Source organism: Helicobacter fennelliae (assembly GCF_900451005.1).
GTDB classification, from domain to species: domain Bacteria; phylum Campylobacterota; class Campylobacteria; order Campylobacterales; family Helicobacteraceae; genus Helicobacter_B; species Helicobacter_B fennelliae.
On sequence record NZ_UGIB01000002.1, the window covers coordinates 85,230 to 102,337 of the forward strand.

At 31.3% G+C, this 17,108-nt stretch carries 19 protein-coding genes; 5 read left to right on the forward strand and 14 right to left on the reverse strand.

Translation table 11 applies throughout. The annotated features are described in order from the left end of the window. The first annotated feature begins 42 nt into the window (after positions 1-42). The 5 genes from DY109_RS10760 to DY109_RS12210 all read left to right on the forward strand — a co-directional run bounded on the left by DY109_RS10760 (position 43) and on the right by DY109_RS12210 (position 3,915). Positions 43-480, forward strand: coding sequence for a hypothetical protein (locus DY109_RS10760; RefSeq protein WP_034549700.1), 438 nt, complete (start codon positions 43-45; stop codon positions 478-480). Between the two features lie 6 nt (positions 481-486). Continuing rightward, the gene (locus DY109_RS10765; RefSeq protein WP_034549698.1) at positions 487-1,158 is read left to right on the forward strand and encodes a M15 family metallopeptidase; all 672 of its coding nucleotides are present in this window, start codon (positions 487-489) and stop codon (positions 1,156-1,158) included. Positions 1,159-1,420: 262 nt separating this feature from the next. After that, positions 1,421-2,137: a hypothetical protein gene (locus tag DY109_RS11635; protein WP_181811320.1), complete on the forward strand. Its 717-nt coding sequence runs from the start codon at positions 1,421-1,423 to the stop codon at positions 2,135-2,137. Beyond that, positions 2,103-2,960: a hypothetical protein gene (locus tag DY109_RS12205; RefSeq protein WP_244916680.1), complete on the forward strand. Its 858-nt coding sequence runs from the start codon at positions 2,103-2,105 to the stop codon at positions 2,958-2,960. Before DY109_RS11635 ends, DY109_RS12205 begins: the two co-directional genes overlap by 35 nt. A 1-nt stretch (position 2,961) precedes the next feature. Then, positions 2,962-3,915 carry a hypothetical protein gene (locus DY109_RS12210; RefSeq protein ID WP_023947268.1) on the forward strand — a complete coding sequence of 318 codons (954 nt, stop codon included), beginning with the start codon at positions 2,962-2,964 and terminating at the stop codon, positions 3,913-3,915. 74 nt (positions 3,916-3,989) lie between these two features. Here the strand turns inward: DY109_RS12210 and DY109_RS10785 are convergent, their stop codons facing one another. The 14 genes from DY109_RS10785 to DY109_RS12230 form a co-directional block, all read right to left on the reverse strand. Beyond that, positions 3,990-5,303, reverse strand: coding sequence for a hypothetical protein (locus tag DY109_RS10785; protein WP_023947270.1), 1,314 nt, complete (start codon positions 5,301-5,303; stop codon positions 3,990-3,992). Positions 5,304-5,316: 13 nt separating this feature from the next. Next, positions 5,317-6,690, reverse strand: a complete 1,374-nt coding sequence (locus tag DY109_RS12215; RefSeq protein ID WP_023947271.1) for a hypothetical protein — start codon at positions 6,688-6,690, stop codon at positions 5,317-5,319. Positions 6,691-6,750: 60 nt separating this feature from the next. Further along, positions 6,751-8,973, reverse strand: coding sequence for a hypothetical protein (locus DY109_RS12220; RefSeq protein WP_244916681.1), 2,223 nt, complete (start codon positions 8,971-8,973; stop codon positions 6,751-6,753). Continuing rightward, on the reverse strand, positions 8,957-9,271 hold the full coding sequence (locus DY109_RS10795; protein WP_015453688.1) for a hypothetical protein: 315 nt from the start codon (positions 9,269-9,271) through the stop codon (positions 8,957-8,959). The genes DY109_RS12220 and DY109_RS10795 overlap by 17 nt, the downstream gene beginning before the upstream one ends. Then, the gene (locus DY109_RS10800) at positions 9,268-9,705 is read right to left on the reverse strand and encodes a hypothetical protein (RefSeq protein WP_181894634.1); all 438 of its coding nucleotides are present in this window, start codon (positions 9,703-9,705) and stop codon (positions 9,268-9,270) included. The genes DY109_RS10795 and DY109_RS10800 overlap by 4 nt, the downstream gene beginning before the upstream one ends. Next, positions 9,702-10,433, reverse strand: coding sequence for a type VI secretion system amidase effector protein Tae4 (locus tag DY109_RS10805; RefSeq protein ID WP_023947277.1), 732 nt, complete (start codon positions 10,431-10,433; stop codon positions 9,702-9,704). The genes DY109_RS10800 and DY109_RS10805 overlap by 4 nt, the downstream gene beginning before the upstream one ends. A 1-nt stretch (position 10,434) precedes the next feature. Continuing rightward, a complete protein-coding gene (locus tag DY109_RS10810; RefSeq protein WP_115737895.1) occupies positions 10,435-11,064 on the reverse strand; it encodes a hypothetical protein in 630 nt (209 codons plus the stop codon). Between the two features lie 364 nt (positions 11,065-11,428). Continuing rightward, positions 11,429-12,115: a hypothetical protein gene (locus DY109_RS10820; protein WP_002957553.1), complete on the reverse strand. Its 687-nt coding sequence runs from the start codon at positions 12,113-12,115 to the stop codon at positions 11,429-11,431. Next, complete coding sequence (locus DY109_RS12225) at positions 12,112-12,930, reverse strand: hypothetical protein (RefSeq protein WP_023948757.1); 819 nt, start codon at positions 12,928-12,930, stop codon at positions 12,112-12,114. The genes DY109_RS10820 and DY109_RS12225 overlap by 4 nt, the downstream gene beginning before the upstream one ends. Then, on the reverse strand, positions 12,927-13,340 hold the full coding sequence (locus DY109_RS10830; protein ID WP_034550008.1) for a hypothetical protein: 414 nt from the start codon (positions 13,338-13,340) through the stop codon (positions 12,927-12,929). The genes DY109_RS12225 and DY109_RS10830 overlap by 4 nt, the downstream gene beginning before the upstream one ends. Positions 13,341-13,349: 9 nt before the next feature. After that, complete coding sequence (locus DY109_RS11640; RefSeq protein ID WP_014667051.1) at positions 13,350-13,520, reverse strand: hypothetical protein; 171 nt, start codon at positions 13,518-13,520, stop codon at positions 13,350-13,352. Next, positions 13,517-13,936: a hypothetical protein gene (locus DY109_RS10835; RefSeq protein WP_034550010.1), complete on the reverse strand. Its 420-nt coding sequence runs from the start codon at positions 13,934-13,936 to the stop codon at positions 13,517-13,519. The genes DY109_RS11640 and DY109_RS10835 overlap by 4 nt, the downstream gene beginning before the upstream one ends. After that, positions 13,936-14,682: a T6SS effector amidase Tae4 family protein gene (locus tag DY109_RS10840; protein ID WP_023948763.1), complete on the reverse strand. Its 747-nt coding sequence runs from the start codon at positions 14,680-14,682 to the stop codon at positions 13,936-13,938. Before DY109_RS10840 ends, DY109_RS10835 begins: the two co-directional genes overlap by 1 nt. Beyond that, positions 14,682-17,108 carry a lipase gene (locus tag DY109_RS12230; RefSeq protein WP_244916682.1) on the reverse strand — a complete coding sequence of 809 codons (2,427 nt, stop codon included), beginning with the start codon at positions 17,106-17,108 and terminating at the stop codon, positions 14,682-14,684. The genes DY109_RS10840 and DY109_RS12230 overlap by 1 nt, the downstream gene beginning before the upstream one ends.

Here is a 17,108-nt window from a genome sequence, read left to right on the forward strand (position 1 = left end):
TAGAAATTCTATTTTTGGGAGCTAAAATAAGCAAAAATGCAGATGAAAAAGACAATATGGTTATTTTTGATAGTGATGATATATCTTAATGCGGGTGATTTAGAATTTAATGGAGAGCTTGCAGGGAAAATAAATAAGGCAAGTTATTCTTATGAAAAAAAAATACTAATTGTAAAAAGGATAGGTATAGAGTATTGTATAACAGGAGAAGATTTTAGTAAAGTGCAACCAAATATTAGCATACTAGGTCGATATAATTACAAAATAGGGCTAATGTGGAAAGGGTTGGAAAATCAAATATTGCCAGAACTTAAATCATATATAGATAACAAATCACGCATAGACAATGAAACAATATTTGCACATTATAGTAACGGCAATTTTTCAAGGTTTTATGTTTGCCTAGAAATTTATGATTCCAAAGAATACAACGCCGAAGTAGAGCGAATCATAAAAAAATACTGCAAAGAGTGTAAGTGAGGCAAAGTGCAAAGAAACAAAATCTCAAAAGATAAAATGAAGCGAATCGTAGTGATTTGCTGTGTGCTTGTGTGTGAAATATTTGCCAATCCCATTTACCCAAATCTATTTCAAGCGCAATCTAGTAATTTTATCCACGATTTACGATATGGCACGATAGATAATTTTATGGGCGTGAATCTTTACGAACATTTTGGATTAGATAAATGCTTTTTACATAATGATTTGAGTGAGCGCGCAAAAATGCTTAGCGAGATTGCAAGCAGGGAGCGAGTAAAAATCGTATTTTTTGACTGCTTTCGTCCGCATAGCGCACAAATAAAAGCGTGGGAAAAGATAAGTGATGAGCGATTTGTGGCAAATCCGTATAAAAATGGCTCAAATCATTCGCGAGCAATCGCACTTGATGTTGGATTGGCAAATGAAAATGGTGAGATTTTAGCGATGCCTAGCGAGTTTGATGAGTTTAGCCAAAAGGCATTTAGTGATTATAAATGCCCCAAAGCAGATTCTCAAAAATGTGCTAATAGAGAGAGGCTAAAAGCGATAATGAAAGAGGCTGGATTTAGGGGAATTAAAAGCGAATGGTGGCATTATGAAGCGGACTTTTCGCAAGATTCTCCGCCACTTAATAAAACTCAAATTCGTGAAAAATATCCCATACTTGATTTGCCATAAATGCAAGCGTGAGATTTATTACAATTATCCAAACAAAACTTACTCCACCTTTGGAATCAAACTAAAACTTAATCAAATCCAAGATACTTTTAGCAACAAAGGCAACTTTGAGATTCATCTATGCAATATAAACTTACAAGGGCTACAATCTCAAAGCAAAAACACAATAATAAAAAATACACCTATTTTTTGCTATAATCAACATTCCAAACAAACAACTATGGCAAAACTAGATAATGGCACACTAACCATAAGGACAACAATGAGCGAATCTATCATCAATAAAGCAAAACAAGGACTAATAAATCCTTGCTTTGTAAATCTATCCTTTATTCCTTTTAAAGATAGCAAAGAAGCAAACAATTCTCCCTCTCAAAAGATAACCCTTACAGCCGATGATATAAATAAAGGCAGTGTAACAATAGAAAATAAGATTCCTGATATTGCGTTTGATAAAAGCAAATCTATTATTATAAATCAAGCCAAATCTAACGAATCCAAAGAAATTATATCTATTAAATTTATAGAACAATTATCTTGCAATATTGTAAGCTGCAAACATAATAAAGATGATAGGAAAACTTTTGGAACTAAGCATATTCACATTGTTCCACAATTGAAGCTTAAAGGCAAAAACAATAGCGTAATAGGAAAAAATCGAGATGGAATTTTGATACATTATGGTGATACGGGAGAATGGAGCACAGGTTGTCTTTTACCAGCAAATGAATTAAGATGGACAAAAGAAAAGTGGATAGCAAAAGATAGAGATAGCACAATTAATGCCATTGCAAGATTGTATATAGCTCTTATTCAACACGATACAGAAGCATTTAAAATTATGCACTTGGTGCGAATAATTTGGCAAAAAGCACAATTAAAAAATTTATTATTCAAATTAAAGAAAACGATAGGATTGAATCCTATCCACCTAAGGAGCAATAATGCGTTTAACAATCTTTATGTTTTTTATTATTAATGTTATGTATGCTGATGGCAGTGTGCCACATTTTCAAGATATGCTATCCAATCAAACTTCTTATACAAGCACCCTACATAAAGATAAAGAGACAGAATCTAAGATATATTACAATGGGACGATAACACTAAGCGGTGTGTTAGAATGGCAGATGTATCCAGATGAAGTAGATTTTTATTGGCGTTTGGTATTTTTCCCTGATATGCCAAATGTTTTGCCTAGACTTCTTGGAAATGATAATCAACCAATGTTTTTTGCAATATTTTTAAATGATACACTTAAAAAGGATATTGGATTCCAAAAAAATAGTTTTTTGCAAATTTATAATGTTTTACAAGATAAATTAAGTCAAGCAGATGAATATATTTTAGGCGGAATAGCAATACGCGCAACACTCACTTTAAAAAATTATTATATTGAGAAGCATTTAGAGACCGAAAGTGATACATATTATTATGCAAGTATCGAAACAGACTCTATGAAAATATCAAAGAATCTAAGAAAATGGTATGTTAGCAAATATGCTCTTTCGGATGAATATTTACTTTTTCCTATCTCCAAAGACCCCTATATCAATCTACGCCAATCTCCAAATGGTAAGATACTCAAACAGATTCAAAAAACCGATATGCCAAAACCTTGTGAATGCAGAGAGGGTAAATGTGGAGAGGATAAGGGTTTCATTTTAAATTTAGGCAAAGACCCTACCAATCCCAAATGGCTAAAAGTAGCTTATATCCCACCAGAAGTAAAAGATACAAGTAAAGCAATCTATGGAGTAATCCACGAGAGTCAGGTAAGCTCTCAGTGTGAAGGCTTTTAAAATGAGTTATTCTCCTATACACCAAACCACAACAACTAATCCAAACTTTCAAATCAACAGACAAGCAAAACTCTCTCAACGCTATATCATTACAGATGCAAAACTGAGCACAAAAAAGCCTCCCTTACAAAACAAGAGCAAAGTTCTTGTACAAAGTGTAAGTTTTAAAGACAAGAAGTATATACATTATAAAGCCAATGATACTCTTACATTTCAAGCTCACTATAATAATACAAAGCTCTCACAAGAAGAACTCAAAGAAGCTAAAGCAAATACGAAATGGGCATATATTTTAAGCACAGATGAAACTCTTCCTCAAAAACTTGATTACAGAAAGATTACACAAGAAAGAAGTGATAGTCCTTATATAGGTGAAGACTACACACTTACTTTAAAAAAAGAATACTTTGATATAAACAAAGCTACTTATCTTCATATCTTTGCTTATATTAATGTTCCGAGCAGTAAAGTCAAACAAGTGCTTAAACTTGAATATCCCCTCTCTTTAAGATTTAATGGGAAAGAACTTCATATAGTAGAGTGGGGAAAGCCAACCCATAGCTTTGTTGCTCAAAGTGGTATATCTCATCACACAAACACTGCTCATACACAACAAGCAAATAAAAATCAAATAGAAGAAAAGACTTATTACATTAATGTAAATGATAAAGAAGAATCAAATCTAGCAGAACAATTTTTAGTTTTTATAAAAAATATAATACAGAAAAACACACAACAAGAAGATAAAGGAACACAATTCTTTAGACTCTATGAAAGTAAAGATGCTTTTTATCCTCTTAATCAAAGTAATGCTACAGCTTATACTCTTCATACAGGAAATGAGTATGGAGATTATAAAGGTATTGATTTAGCTAAAGATAATGAGCTTACTCAAAACAGAAAAGATTCTACAAATCAATCACACACTCAAACTTCTCTTGGGTTAAAGATATGATACAAACAAATTATGGGCAAGTTTATATATAATCACATATTATTTAATTATTCTTTATCTTATACTAATATATTCTACTTTATATTATGTTTCTTAGCATACCATTCTATCTTATCACGCAATTCTTGTGGGAAGTTTTCTCTATACATTGCTGGTATAGTGGGGTTTTGTTTTTTGTCAAGTTTGTGGTCTTTATAAATATTCTCTAAATCTTCAGGGATATAGTAAGTTGGTGCATTAGGATAACCTTGAGGTGGAGTAACTGCCATAATCTTAGCTTCTAAAAGCATAGTATCTATATATAGTTTAGCAGACTTTTCGCTCCATTCATTTCGTAAATCTAAATCATAAGCTGTTAGATTATAATCAAGACTACCATAAGAAAAGGATATAAACTCCTCTCTACTCTCCTTTGTAGAATCTTTATCTCTAGGATCTTTGAGTTTGCCTTGTCTAACATCATCTCTCAAAGCTTCTATAACATTGCCCCTTTCATCTATGAAATACCCCTCATCTAACATATTAAAATCCATTACCCAATCTACTCCTATCATTTCATCTAAGTAAGGGAGCATACCAAAGCTATCATAAGGGGGATTCTTGGCAAAGTTTTCTAGCATTTGTGCTTTGATAGGATTTTCGTGCAAACCTGCTCCAAAACCCCTGTATTTATATCCATCATATAATGTTTTAAAACTCTTTTTGTGTCCTAGCTGTATTAGTAAAAAATTAACCGCTCTATTTCTTGCTTTAAAGCCAGTCGCAGAAAGCTGTAATGCTCCTCTAAACCCCTCTATATCTCCCAATATCCCAGCGGTTAATTCCCATTCAGCCATAGAAAGCCAACCATCGCTTAAATGGGCATTTCCCCTATTTTGCTCTACTTTTTCATAGAGATAGGCATAGTCTTTATTGATAAGCTTTCCATTTTCATCTACTCCTGCATAAGCATCATAGGGTATGTCTATTACAGAGCTTCTTAATCCACTTCTTATTACTAAGTATTTATATCTTTCTCTTTTTGTTTTTAAAGATTCATAATAAGCTTTTTCTTTTTTAGTCCAAGGAGCTATAGCTCCTTTTATGGGTTCTTTTAAATATAAATCTTGCCAAGCTTTAAATTCTAAATAACTTGAGCTTTGTCCTGTTTTTAATGTAGGGTCTAAATAAATTGGTTTATAGGATTTATAGGGGGAGGATTCCATAATGTGCCAAGCGTCTAAAAGTGCTTTGGAGTATTCTTTGGTGTATTTGCCGACATTGTCTTTTGAACGATTATTAAACTTAAATTCTTTTGTCTCTTTATCTATATCAATAATTAACCCACTAGCAGTAACAATATAATCTTGTTTTTTTAATATTCTCTCTATCTGGTTTTCAATATTCATTATTCCTATCCTCCTATCCTATATGTAATCCATCTTTCATTATTATAGTAGTAGCTAATCTACCTATAAATTTGGGTCTTTTGTTCTCATCATTTTCAGTATTGGCAATGTTCTTGCTTGCTTTTTCTCTACGCTTTGAGGTTACCCTACTACTATTAGGGTTTTGTTCTTCATTATTTTTCTCTCCCACCCCCACATACATAGCTTTAATATTATTCTCTCCTATTATATTCAAAGCTCTTAAAAATTCTCTGTGTTTTTTTAAGTTTGGAGTATTGTCTTTTAAATTGGTATTGAAACAATCCATATAAACATCATCTAAATAATTCATTGCAATATGGTAGGAGTCTATAGCTTTTAAACCCTTCATTTCCCTTTGTTTATACTCATCATACAATGCCCTCCTCCTCTCATCTTTATTTATGCTTTGCATTTTTTGATTAAACTCTGCTATGTTTATTTTTATCTGCTCACTCGCATTAGGTGGGGCTTTAAACTCACCCTCCTTGTGTTGAAGCTTTAAAAGTCTTGGGCGAGTGGGTAAATCTTGTGTATATGCTCTTGTATTAAAAAACTCTATATCATTTAAAGGAGTGAGGGTATCATTCATTCCCCTTAATTCATCAAGGCACAGATAAGCAAGGAGTTTGTTTAAAAGATAATTTCTCGTATTTGTAGTTTTTATATCCTCATAACAATAAAACAAAGAGTCAATGTCTCCAAAAGCTCCTGTTCTAAGTCTGCCTCCTATAATCATATTAATAAAATTAAAAGATAAAAAAGTATTATTCACAAGCATAGGGTAGAATACACCCTCATTTTGTCTTTTAAGCACATAAGGGGGATGGTATTTGTAAGAAAATTTTGTAAATTTTAAGCGTTCAAACTCTTTTTTGCTCTTCTCATAATGCGTAATAAAAAGTTGATTAAAGATATTCATACCAACAGCTTGTGGGAGAGATTTGAAAAAACTCTTAATAGTGTCTTTCGTATAATCTTTCAAGAAAATATTTTTATAATATTTCAAATCTTGTCCTTTTATCTGTTTGAAATCTTTTATATGGTCCTTTTGACTGATAGTTACAATGCTGTTTTGGACTTGTTTAACTGCTTGAACAAATGATTTTTTCTTTAATCGTTCAAATCTCCTTTTTAAAGTTCTATTTTTCTCATATGTTTGAGTGTATATCTTCATATCGTGATTATAGAGAATATAGGCTAAATAGGCTAAACCCAACTCCCCAAATAATACTTCTCTTAAATGTTTTATTTTATAGGAGAATAGGAGTTTTACAAGTGCCTTGCTTATATTGAAAGGACTTAGATTAAAAAAGAGTGAGGCAAAAGGGAAAAAAGAGACAATGAAATGCTCTATTATCACCTGCAAAGATTCACTTGCTTTGAGTCTTGTGTTTGTTTGCTCTTTTTGTAAGTCCTTTTCTAAATCTTAAAGTTTGGTTTCTAAGGTCTTTAAATTTTCTAAACTTCCTTGATTTGTTTCATCTAAACTTCCAAATTCACTTTTAGAATCAGAATCCTCCTCATTAAAAAACTCTTCTAAGATTTCATCTACATTAATCTTATCTGTATCCTTTTGATTTTCTAATTCCTCAACAAACTCTTCTATACAAAAGACTTCTTCATTATTCTTTAATAACTCATTTTTTCTTTGCTTAGAAAAGCATAGGGGTATTTTACTTTTACTATCTTCAAGCACTAAAAAACTTTCATAAGGCAATATTCTAAGACTTTCTTTATCAATCTCTATGCACTCATATTTAGAAATAAAATTCCACCATTTTTGTGTATCTGTTTTTATGGAAGTATAGAAATTTTTAATCACATAATAAGTTAGAGCAAGCAAAAGCACTTCTAAGACAGAATAATTTTTTTTTGGTTCAAGTTTTGTTTCTCGCATTGGGATTTCATAACCATCATAATAATTATATTCATAAGTTACCAAGACTTGAGTAATGCTATCAATATAACTTTGCAGACATTCTATACTTTCTTTAAAATATTTTTTCTCCTGCTCTAAAAAATATGTTTTATTGTTCTCTTGCTGAAAGAAATGTTCTATAAAATTGAAATTGAGTATTTTGTCTCTATTTTCTCTTTCAAATTTGTGATAATCTTCTATTTGATTCTTATCTTGAGGATAAAAGCCATAATTAAGACTATCAAGATGTTCTTTGGTATTCTTATAATCATTGTATTCCTTTTGTGGGACAAAGACAAAAGGACTTAGAGAAACAACATAAGGCTTGCTTATTTCATCTTTTATAGTGATTTTATATTTACTATAATCAATGGTTTCATCATAATCTTTTTTAGGATTTGTAAATAAAGTATCACTTTTGACTTCCTTTTTATTTTCATCTCCATAGCTTATAGTATTACCTAACTCCTCTAACAATTTATGATTTAATCCTGCATTATGCTTATAGGGAGCATTGCTAATGATAAGATAGTTATATCCTTGTGCTGATGGAGCTTTTATCTCGCTTTTTTGCTCATTTTTCATAAGCTGCACAAGTTGGCTAGAGTTAAAATAACGGCTTTCTATAAAGACAAGTCTATTGTTATTAGAAGTCATTTGTGCGCTAAGATGATTTGTAATGCTGTCTTTACCGCAAATTTGCAATTTTTCATTCTCACAGACACAACTTAAATTTATTCCCTCCACATTTGTCAAACTCTCTTGTTTTAACTCTATCAGCAGGGCTAAATTTTGTTTTATATAGGCACTGCTCTCTTCAATATCGTGTTTAAATCCTGATAACTCTATAAGAATCTTATTATCTATAATGAGAGTATAATTCAAAATACGATTTTCAAAAAGAAAGATAATGGGGGCAATATCTTGCACAAAAAGTTTAATAATTGAATTTGAAATGGCAAAAGAATATTTAGAATCTGCCCATTCTAAAATATTTCCTAAAGTCTTACTCCCTTCAAAAAGTGTATCAATAGCTAAAAAAACCAAATTACCTTTAGAGGCAATCTTTTTAATATCAAAGATATTAAAAATACTAAAGAAAAAATTTACAATTTCTTTATAAGTTTGGGCATTACCCTCCTCATATATATTTCTAATATCTTGTATTAGATTATCAAAAGCAAACTGCAAACTCTCTTTATATTTTCCTTGACCACCAAAAAATTCTGTCTCTTTAAAATCTGATAATTTTTCAATGATGGGTTTTTGCAAATTATTTTCAATACAAGATTTCAATTTCTCAAAACTGTCCTTCTGCTTTATAAACTTACTAATAGCTTTTGAGAGATTATCAATATCTTTACCACCGTTTAATTGCTTTACAAAATTAAATAAGATGCTTGATGTATCATTTTGCTTGTTATAAATTTTAATATTTCCACAATCCCTTTTCTGATTATTTTTAACTATATTTTTTTGATTAATACTATTGTAGTCATAGACTTCTATTGTTACCTCTTTATCTCTTAAACTAAAAAAATGCTGCACAAGCCAATCTTCAAGAGATAACCTCTCTTTTGTTCTTATCAAACATTTAGCATCTATTTCTTTAAAATTAGAGCAATATAGAGCAATTTTTTTGGCATTTTGTGTATAAGCAGTAATTTCTCTTAATAAATCATTCCTATTATGTAAAAACAATATTCTTTTTACATTATTCTCCTTCATCATACACCCCTCCAATAATTATCTTTAACTCTGTGGTATTGTCTTTGTCTAAGTAATCATCTAAGCCTAATGCAAATGTAAAGTGAAGTTTGTTCGCTTTAAAAGGAGAAAGGAATACTCTTGTATGAGTAATGCTTATAGATTGTAAAGAAGTATCTTTAGAATGAGTAGATTCTCTGTATTCTTTAATGTCTTTAGAATAATTTAGGAGTGGTTTATATTGTCCTATACCATAATCTTTATGCTCATAGTCTTTATAGGGTTCTTTAAAGAGTTTAGGGAGATATTGGGGGATACTCATTGACAATCCTTGCAGTATTTTTTGACAATGCGTTCTACTTCATCATGGTATTCTTTGGAATCGTAGAGTTCTAGGCAGGTATAGAATCTACTAAAATTTGAATTTTTATAGTGATTTAATATGGTTTCATTATTGATTGTAGCTTTATCATCTATGTATGATTTAAGCTCTAGCGGTGGCAAGATTGCACCATACCCTAGCCCAAGTCTATTAGTATAGCGACCCAAAACCCGAATATCAGTTCGTGTTTCATAAAAATCATTTCCTTTAATGCAATATTCTATGCCTATTCTTTTCATAATTCTTACCTTTTTTTCATAGGAATAAGCTGTCCTATCTACTTTTCCCGCCAACTCTTCGTCAAATTTTATATCGCCGCCATTAAGACATACAAATGATACAAAGTAAAGCCACATTATTTTTTTCATTTTCACTTTAACTCCCATAATTCAAGCTTGGCTGTTCCTATATTAGTCAAATAATAATTTCTAGCCATACCATTTTCCACATCTACAAATTTACTTCCATTCCAAAGGGTTGTGTGAGAATAATTTCCTTTCATTACGACAATTCCCTTTTTATCTTTAATCTGTTCTAGTGCTGCAGTTTTGCCACTATCTGTTGCTGTTATAGATATTTCCGCTTTACCCCATTTATCATTCAAATACCTACCTATATAATCAGCTCCTAAGATATAAAGATATTTCTCACCTCTACCATACATAGAGTTATATTCTTTTACTTTAATTTCGGTATGAAGCGGCATTCCTCCATAATTGAGCGCATAGCTTACCTGCATAGCACAAGTGTTGCTATAATCTTGATACACATAACCAAATCTAAAGAAATCCTTGTAATTAATATATTCGCTTAAAGGTTTCCCTCCAACCAAAGCGTATCTCTGCCATACATTATCATCATATTGTCCATCTTTGATAGATTGTATTATATTTTCTGCTGTATTTTTTGATATTTTCTCTGTTTTACCTCTCCATATACCATTATCTACTATGCCTTGTCTAAATGCTTCTTGCAAATTTTCATCATTTGGATTGGCGGTATTGATTTTATCATATTCTTTTCTAACTTCCTTAAAGCTCGGTCTCCTGCACTCTATACTTTTAGATTTACCTTCACAGGTTGCCGTTATTGTTATTCCCATTCTATCTTTCCTCCTCAATTTCTTTTAAAACATTCATTATGAATGCTTCGTTATTCTGTATTCTGCCACGAACAATAAATGTTTGATTGGTAGAAGATTCTAATTTTACCTTTATTATTTCCCCCTCCTCATACCCTTGTGTTCTTATATGCAAATTTATATCTTGTGAATGTCTTGAGATGTCATTGAGTTTTATCTTATCCTCTCCATAAGAAAAATATATTTCTGTGATTTGCTTTTCTTTCTTAGTCTCTTCTAATGCTTCATACTCTAATCTATCATCATTACTTGCTAGAGTTGCTACTAGATCAGATTCTATCTCTCCTTCATCATACACCCCTCCAATAATTATCTTTAACTCTGTGGTATTGTCTTTGTCTAAGTAATCATCTAAGCCTAATGCAAATGTAAAGTGAAGTTTGTTCGCTTTAAAAGGAGAAAGGAATACTCTTGTATGAGTAATGCTTATAGATTGTAAAGAAGTATCTTTAGAATGAGTAGATTCTCTGTATTCTTTAATGTCTTTAGAATAATTTAGGAGTGGTTTATATTGTCCTATACCATAATCTTTATATTCATAGTCTTTATAATATTCTTTAAAGAGTTTAGGGAGATATTGGGGGATACTCATTGACAATCTCTCAATTTAATCTCTTGTAAGATTGAATTATTTTTAGAAATTTGCAATATATTATTTCTAAAAATGTTATATTCATACACGCCATTTTTAAAGCTATATCCCTTAAAATTTTGTTTGCTATCAAGCAGTGTTTTTCCTATAGTTTCCACTATTTTTATTGACGCTTACACACACCATCTTATTGCAACCCAAATCACCCTCTGGACAAAGATATAAAACCTTAATCCAAAAATTCTCACTTTCATAACTGCATTGCTCTTGCGGAGTAAAATCATTTGCAAAAAGTGGGGTTATAAAAATGCTCAAAAATATTATTTTAACCATAGCTGCCAACTTGTATATATTTTCATATTCCTTACCTTAGTTTATCACTCTTAATCCATAGCTTAATAAATTCGCCGTTTTGTCTCCTATAAATAACAAAACTAAATTCTCCTTTATTTTGCAAGAGTTTTAGTTTATCTTTTGGAATTAAAAACAAATCATCAATCTTGCAATTTTTATGGGGAGCAGAATAAAAATACGCTCTCTCTTTTGCGTGTGTGCCAATGATTTCATTTTGCATTAAAATATTTTCATCTTTAAATTGACTTTGCAAGGCTAAAGTTTGGGAAAAATTACAATATCTCAAGCAATCATTGAATTGATTTGCTAGATTTACATCGACAATTAATTCTTTTTCTTGCACATTATCTTTAAGTGTTTTTGTATTTATATCATATTCAAGCCAAGTAATAGTGCCTGTGCCTTGAAATTCTCTGCTGTTTTTATCTACCCAATCAAAAAATAGCTTTACTAGAATCTTATCATTATCCCAAGTATCAAATTCAAACGAGATATGTTCTTTGACCCATTGCGTATCTCTGTCCCCTCTATAAGATTCAAATTCATAATTGCCTGCTTTTACGAGTTTAACAAAAACCTCTACACATTGTGGGTTGGGTTGCGTGAGGTTTTGGGAAAAATAGATTCTTGTTTTGTGGGGATTTTGAGCAAAAGTCAAACTTGAAAATAATATAAAAAATATAAAGATTCTTTTCATTTTTTTCCTACAATTTCATCAACTATTCGGGCTTTAATCTGTTCAATGGCTTTTTTATATGCTTCTTGTGCTTGGGTTTGTGTTGAATGCCATCTTGCCCAATTTCCATTATGCTTATTGATATAATAAGCTTTATATTCCATTCCTGCTAAGACTGAAGGCATTACTACGAATTGCTTTTTTCTATCCTTAACTTGAGCGTTTCCTCCTTGTTCGCTCAATCCTTTGCCTTCAAAAGCTGACCATACCCCTGTTGGTTTATAGTTTGGATTTTGCTCAAAGAATTTACTATCCCAACCATAGTATGGAGCATTGCCAAATACTTCCATACCACCTGTTCCTGTATGTTTATATTGTCCAGAGCTAAAATGTGCTGTTTCGCTTCTATACATTTTTTCAATAATTCTTGCCATTTCTTCTCCATATTTATTATAAACAATTTTTAAAGCTTCTTTCGCATCATCTAGAGTATAAAGTTTATCTTGTAGCATTTTAACAACTTCTCTTTCCTTATCATACACCCCTCCAATAATTATCTTTAACTCTGTAATGTTGTCTTTGTCTAAGTAATCATCTAAGCCTAATGCAAATGTAAAGTGAAGTTTGTTTGCTTTAAAAGGAGAAAGGAATACTCTTGTATGAGTAATACTTATAGATTGTAAAGAAGTATCTTTAGAATGAGTAGATTCTCTGTATTCTTTAATGTCTTTAGAATAATTTAGGAGTGGTTTATATTGTCCTATGCCATAGTCTTTATATTCATAGTCTTTATAATATTCTTTAAAGAGTTTAGGGAGAGATTGGGGGATACTCATTGACAATCCTTGCAGTATTTTTTGACAATGCGTTCAACTTCGGCTTGGTATTCTTTGGAATCGTAGAGTTGCATACAATCTTGAACCAATACTCTGAATCCTTGTTTTGTAGTAGCTTCCCTTTGAGGACTTGACATAAATTGAGAAACATAAGATTGTATGATTTTAGCAACTTGTTCTTCATTTTTAAGTCCAGCCATTACAGAAAATTTCATACTCCCTCGTTGGAATATATGCAAATGATACGATAATGTTGACATTTCACCTCCTTTTTCTACATAACCATAACTTTTTTGCAAACAAAAACCAAAGCCATAATGTTTAAGATTCTTTCTAACATCAAACCTATCATCAGCATTAGTGTTTATGCAAAATATACACAACAAAACCAATAAGACAAAATATTTCATACAATCCCTTTAATCAATCAAATCCCAAAAGTATAAATCTCGTATTATATATTGAGTTTCATTAAGATAATTAGGGCTTACTTTCAAGTCTGTATCCACAAAATTATTTCCATTCCATAAAGTAGTATGTCGTAGTCCATCTGTGCCATCATTGCCACAATACTTTTTGCATAGAATCACTTGCAATCCTTGCAGTATTTTTTGACAATGCGCTTGACTTCATCATCAAGCGAATGATGACTTTTTGGTTTGTAGTTTGGCTTTAGCAATAACTCTAAACAATGATTTGCTTTGTCTTTTTCAAAATAACTATTGTTTTTATCTATATAGTCCTTTATTTCATTAAGAGGTTCTACTCCCAAAAGATATACAATCTTACTAATTTTTAAATCGTCTATGCTAAATCTGGCAGGCATTTCTTGGAATTCAAATTTTACATTTCTTTCCACTTCAAAATGCCCCATACAATATCCAACAGCCCATAATTTATAATATTCATTTATATTTTTTTTAAAAGTAGATTGTAAAGCAAATATTGTATCACTCGTAGCATAAGAATGTATAACAACAAACATCACCAACACTATCTTTTTCATCATTCCCCCTCAATCAAATCCCAAAAGTATAAATCTTTAACAATATAATTTGTTTCTTTCAAAAAATTATAATAACCAAAATCCACATCCACAAAGTCATTTCCATTCCATAAAGTAGTATGTCGCAACCCACTTGTGCCAATCATTGCCACAATGCCTTTTCTTTGAATAGATTGTAATTCTTTGAAAAATTGTTGATTTTCATCTTTTGAAGTCATATTGTGATAAAAATCTTCAGAACAACCACATTTTATCTTTTCTTTCACTTGAGTATAAGTAGGTTGTTTCCAAGTCAATTCTTTCCAGTTTAACTTTAAAAGTTCAATAATATCAAAGACACCTAAGTAATAAGTTTGCTTATCGTCCCCTTGATAGCCTCTCCCCATAACTTGCCTATCCATAGTATTTATAGGGTGGGTGCTATAATTCAGCGCATAACTTACACGCAAAGCACAAGTATTATAATATTTATCCATATCATTTATAAACTGATTATAAGCTCCTCCACCAATTTTTACATATCTAGCGGCTACTTGTTTGTAATAATCTGCTATCTGTAAAGATTCTAATTGTGTATAATTTTGTGTAATTAATAAGCTATAAATCAAATCTTTTGCTTCATTTTCTTGTTCTTGTGGCAGAGCATTTATCTCCCTATACCCCTTTTCCACGCTCTTAAAACTTGGTCTTTGAATCTTAATTGTTGCCTCTTTGTCTCCACATTTTACCTTGCATATATTTGACATTATTGCTCCTTTGATAATGCATTAAAGACATTAAGAATTATGGCTTGATTATCTCTTATAGTTGCGGTGGTTTGGTAAGCTTTTCCTTGAAATTCTAATGTCAAATCCAATCTCTCCCCCTCCTCATACCCTTGTGTTCTTATATGCAAATTTATATCTTGTGAATGTCTTGAGATGTCATTGAGTTTTATCTTATCCTCTCCATAAGAAAAATATATTTCTGTGATTTGCTTTTCTTTCTTAGTCTCTTCTAATGCTTCATACTCTAATCTATCATCATTACTTGCTAGAGTTGCTACTAGATCAGATTCTATCTCTCCTTCATCATACACCCCTCCAATAATTATCTTTAACTCTGTGGTATTGTCTTTGTCTAAGTAATCATCTAAGCCTAATGCAAATGTAAAGTGAAGTTTGTTCGCTTTAAAAGGAGAAAGGAATACTCTTGTATGAGTAATGCTTATAGATTGTAAAGAAGTATCTTTAGAATGAGTAGATTCTCTGTATTCTTTAATGTCTTTAGAATAATTTAGGAGTGGTTTATATTGTCCTATGCCATAGTCTTTATATTCATAGTCTTTATAATATTCTTTAAAGAGTTTAGGGAGAGATTGGGGGATAATAAAGACAAGATGGATTTGATGGATTCCAAATTGTAGATTGATTTGTTTGTGTTGATATTCTTTATTGGAATAGCTTTGCAGTAACTCTTTTTCTAAGTCTTTATCACTTATATTTCGTGCATCACTTTGATAATCTAAAATAAGGTTTTCAAAAGGACTTGTCTGTTCTTTTAGATTATCAAAAAGATAGAATTGAGTAATAGGTAAATTGTCTTGTTGGGATTTGTGTTCTTTATAGTGTAGTCTTAGTATAGGTTTATGAAATTCTATTTGTGCCTTTAAAGCAACTTTGTCTCTATTCTTAGTATGAGTAGGACTAGGAGCATTGATTTTATAACTATTAGGTTTAGGTGTGCAAATAAGAGGAAAGCCTTTATCACTCATTACACCACTAGAGACTAAATCTTGCATAATAGGATAATCATCATTAAACTTTTTTAATCCTCTTGCATTTGGAAGTATAGTAGCTACCATAGTGCAAGGTCCTCCACTTAGCAATGGATTAGTGCAGCCTATAATGCTAGAGTTTAATAAATCAGATTCTAAAACCATAGGAATACCTTTGGAAGTAAAAGGTTTGCCTTTATTACTCTTTAGCTTTACTACTCCATTATGAGGACATTTTATTTCATCATCTTCTAGTATTGGGTGAAGTAGTGCAGTGGATTGACTTTTGTCATTCTGAGCCAAAGGCGAAGAATCTTTATCCCTTTGTGCTTTCTCTTTTTCTTGTATTGCTTGAGATTCAGAGGAGTTACATTCTAATTTGATGTTAAGACTAGAATCTAAGAGGGAGTAGTTTAAGAGTGTTAGGGTATTGCTACCCAAAAATACTTGGAGGGTGCTTAGGGAATTGTTAGATTCTGTGTTGATAGAATCTCTATTGTTGCTTGTAGATTCTATGGAGCTAGAATCTACTTCACCGATTAAGTGATAGATAGGCTTAGATTCTATAAACTCACCTTTAGAATCTAACTCACCAAAGAATAGGGGATTGCTAGGAGATTCAGATGAGCCTTGTAATAATTGAGAATACAAAAAGATTTGTGTGTTGCTAGAGTTTAGAGAATCTAAAGTAAGTTTAGATTCTTGATGAAAATCGATATGGGATTCTTGATTATTAGATTCTGTATATCTTTGTTGATATTCTTTGATAAGAGATTCTAATCTTTGTATATCAATAGTGCTTGTATCTTTAGTAAAAATATCTATCTTGTCATTGTGGATATGGATAAGGTTAGATAAAGAATTAGCAGAATCTAAGAATATAATTACATTGTTTTTGTCATTAGATTCTAAGATGAGATGTGAATCTTTGTTTGCTGTATTTCTATTTGAAAATCTTTCTTGTCTCTCTTTTTCTTTTTGCTCCTCTTTGTATTCCTTGTAACTTAATTGAGAGATTCTCTCTTGCTCCTCTTTATGCTCTTGCTCTCTTTGCTCTCGTAGATCCATTATGGTTTTATAGAGAGCTTTTCTAGCTTGTAGGTATGTGTCGCTTAGAGAATCTTTCCCATACACAAAGATATTGGCAAAGTCAGATTTATAGCCTAGTATCTTACTAACATTTTCTTTTGTGATAAAGCTTTCATCGTTTTCTTTACAAATAGCAAAACTCTTGCAAGTGTATAAAGCTCTAAGCAAATGGATAGGGGAATCTTTTGTGAGGGAATCTATATCGGAATCTTGAAGCCTTATGATGTTTATGTTATTATCCTTTTGCTTTAAGAAAATAATATTATCAGCGACACAATCCAAATCCTCGTCGTGATGATACCCTAACTCATATAAAAAATCTTGCAT

Bases quoted from the DNA above. Each gene is read 5' to 3' on its own strand.
- DY109_RS10760 (WP_034549700.1), top strand. From the start codon at position 43: ATGAAAAAGACAATATGGTTATTTTTGATAGTGATGATATATCTTAAT.
- DY109_RS11635 (WP_181811320.1), top strand. From the start codon at position 1,421: ATGAGCGAATCTATCATCAATAAAGCAAAACAAGGACTAATAAATCCT.
- DY109_RS12205 (WP_244916680.1), top strand. From the start codon at position 2,103: ATGCGTTTAACAATCTTTATGTTTTTTATTATTAATGTTATGTATGCT.
- DY109_RS12210 (WP_023947268.1), top strand. From the start codon at position 2,962: ATGAGTTATTCTCCTATACACCAAACCACAACAACTAATCCAAACTTT.
- DY109_RS10785 (WP_023947270.1), bottom strand. From the start codon at position 5,303: ATGAATATTGAAAACCAGATAGAGAGAATATTAAAAAAACAAGATTAT.
- DY109_RS12220 (WP_244916681.1), bottom strand. From the start codon at position 8,973: ATGATGAAGGAGAATAATGTAAAAAGAATATTGTTTTTACATAATAGG.
- DY109_RS10795 (WP_015453688.1), bottom strand. From the start codon at position 9,271: ATGAGTATCCCCCAATATCTCCCTAAACTCTTTAAAGAACCCTATAAA.
- DY109_RS10805 (WP_023947277.1), bottom strand. From the start codon at position 10,433: ATGGGAATAACAATAACGGCAACCTGTGAAGGTAAATCTAAAAGTATA.
- DY109_RS10810 (WP_115737895.1), bottom strand. From the start codon at position 11,064: ATGAGTATCCCCCAATATCTCCCTAAACTCTTTAAAGAATATTATAAA.
- DY109_RS10820 (WP_002957553.1), bottom strand. From the start codon at position 12,115: ATGAAAAGAATCTTTATATTTTTTATATTATTTTCAAGTTTGACTTTT.
- DY109_RS12225 (WP_023948757.1), bottom strand. From the start codon at position 12,930: ATGAGTATCCCCCAATCTCTCCCTAAACTCTTTAAAGAATATTATAAA.
- DY109_RS10830 (WP_034550008.1), bottom strand. From the start codon at position 13,340: ATGAAATATTTTGTCTTATTGGTTTTGTTGTGTATATTTTGCATAAAC.
- DY109_RS10835 (WP_034550010.1), bottom strand. From the start codon at position 13,936: ATGAAAAAGATAGTGTTGGTGATGTTTGTTGTTATACATTCTTATGCT.
- DY109_RS10840 (WP_023948763.1), bottom strand. From the start codon at position 14,682: ATGTCAAATATATGCAAGGTAAAATGTGGAGACAAAGAGGCAACAATT.
- DY109_RS12230 (WP_244916682.1), bottom strand. From the start codon at position 17,108: ATGCAAGATTTTTTATATGAGTTAGGGTATCATCACGACGAGGATTTG.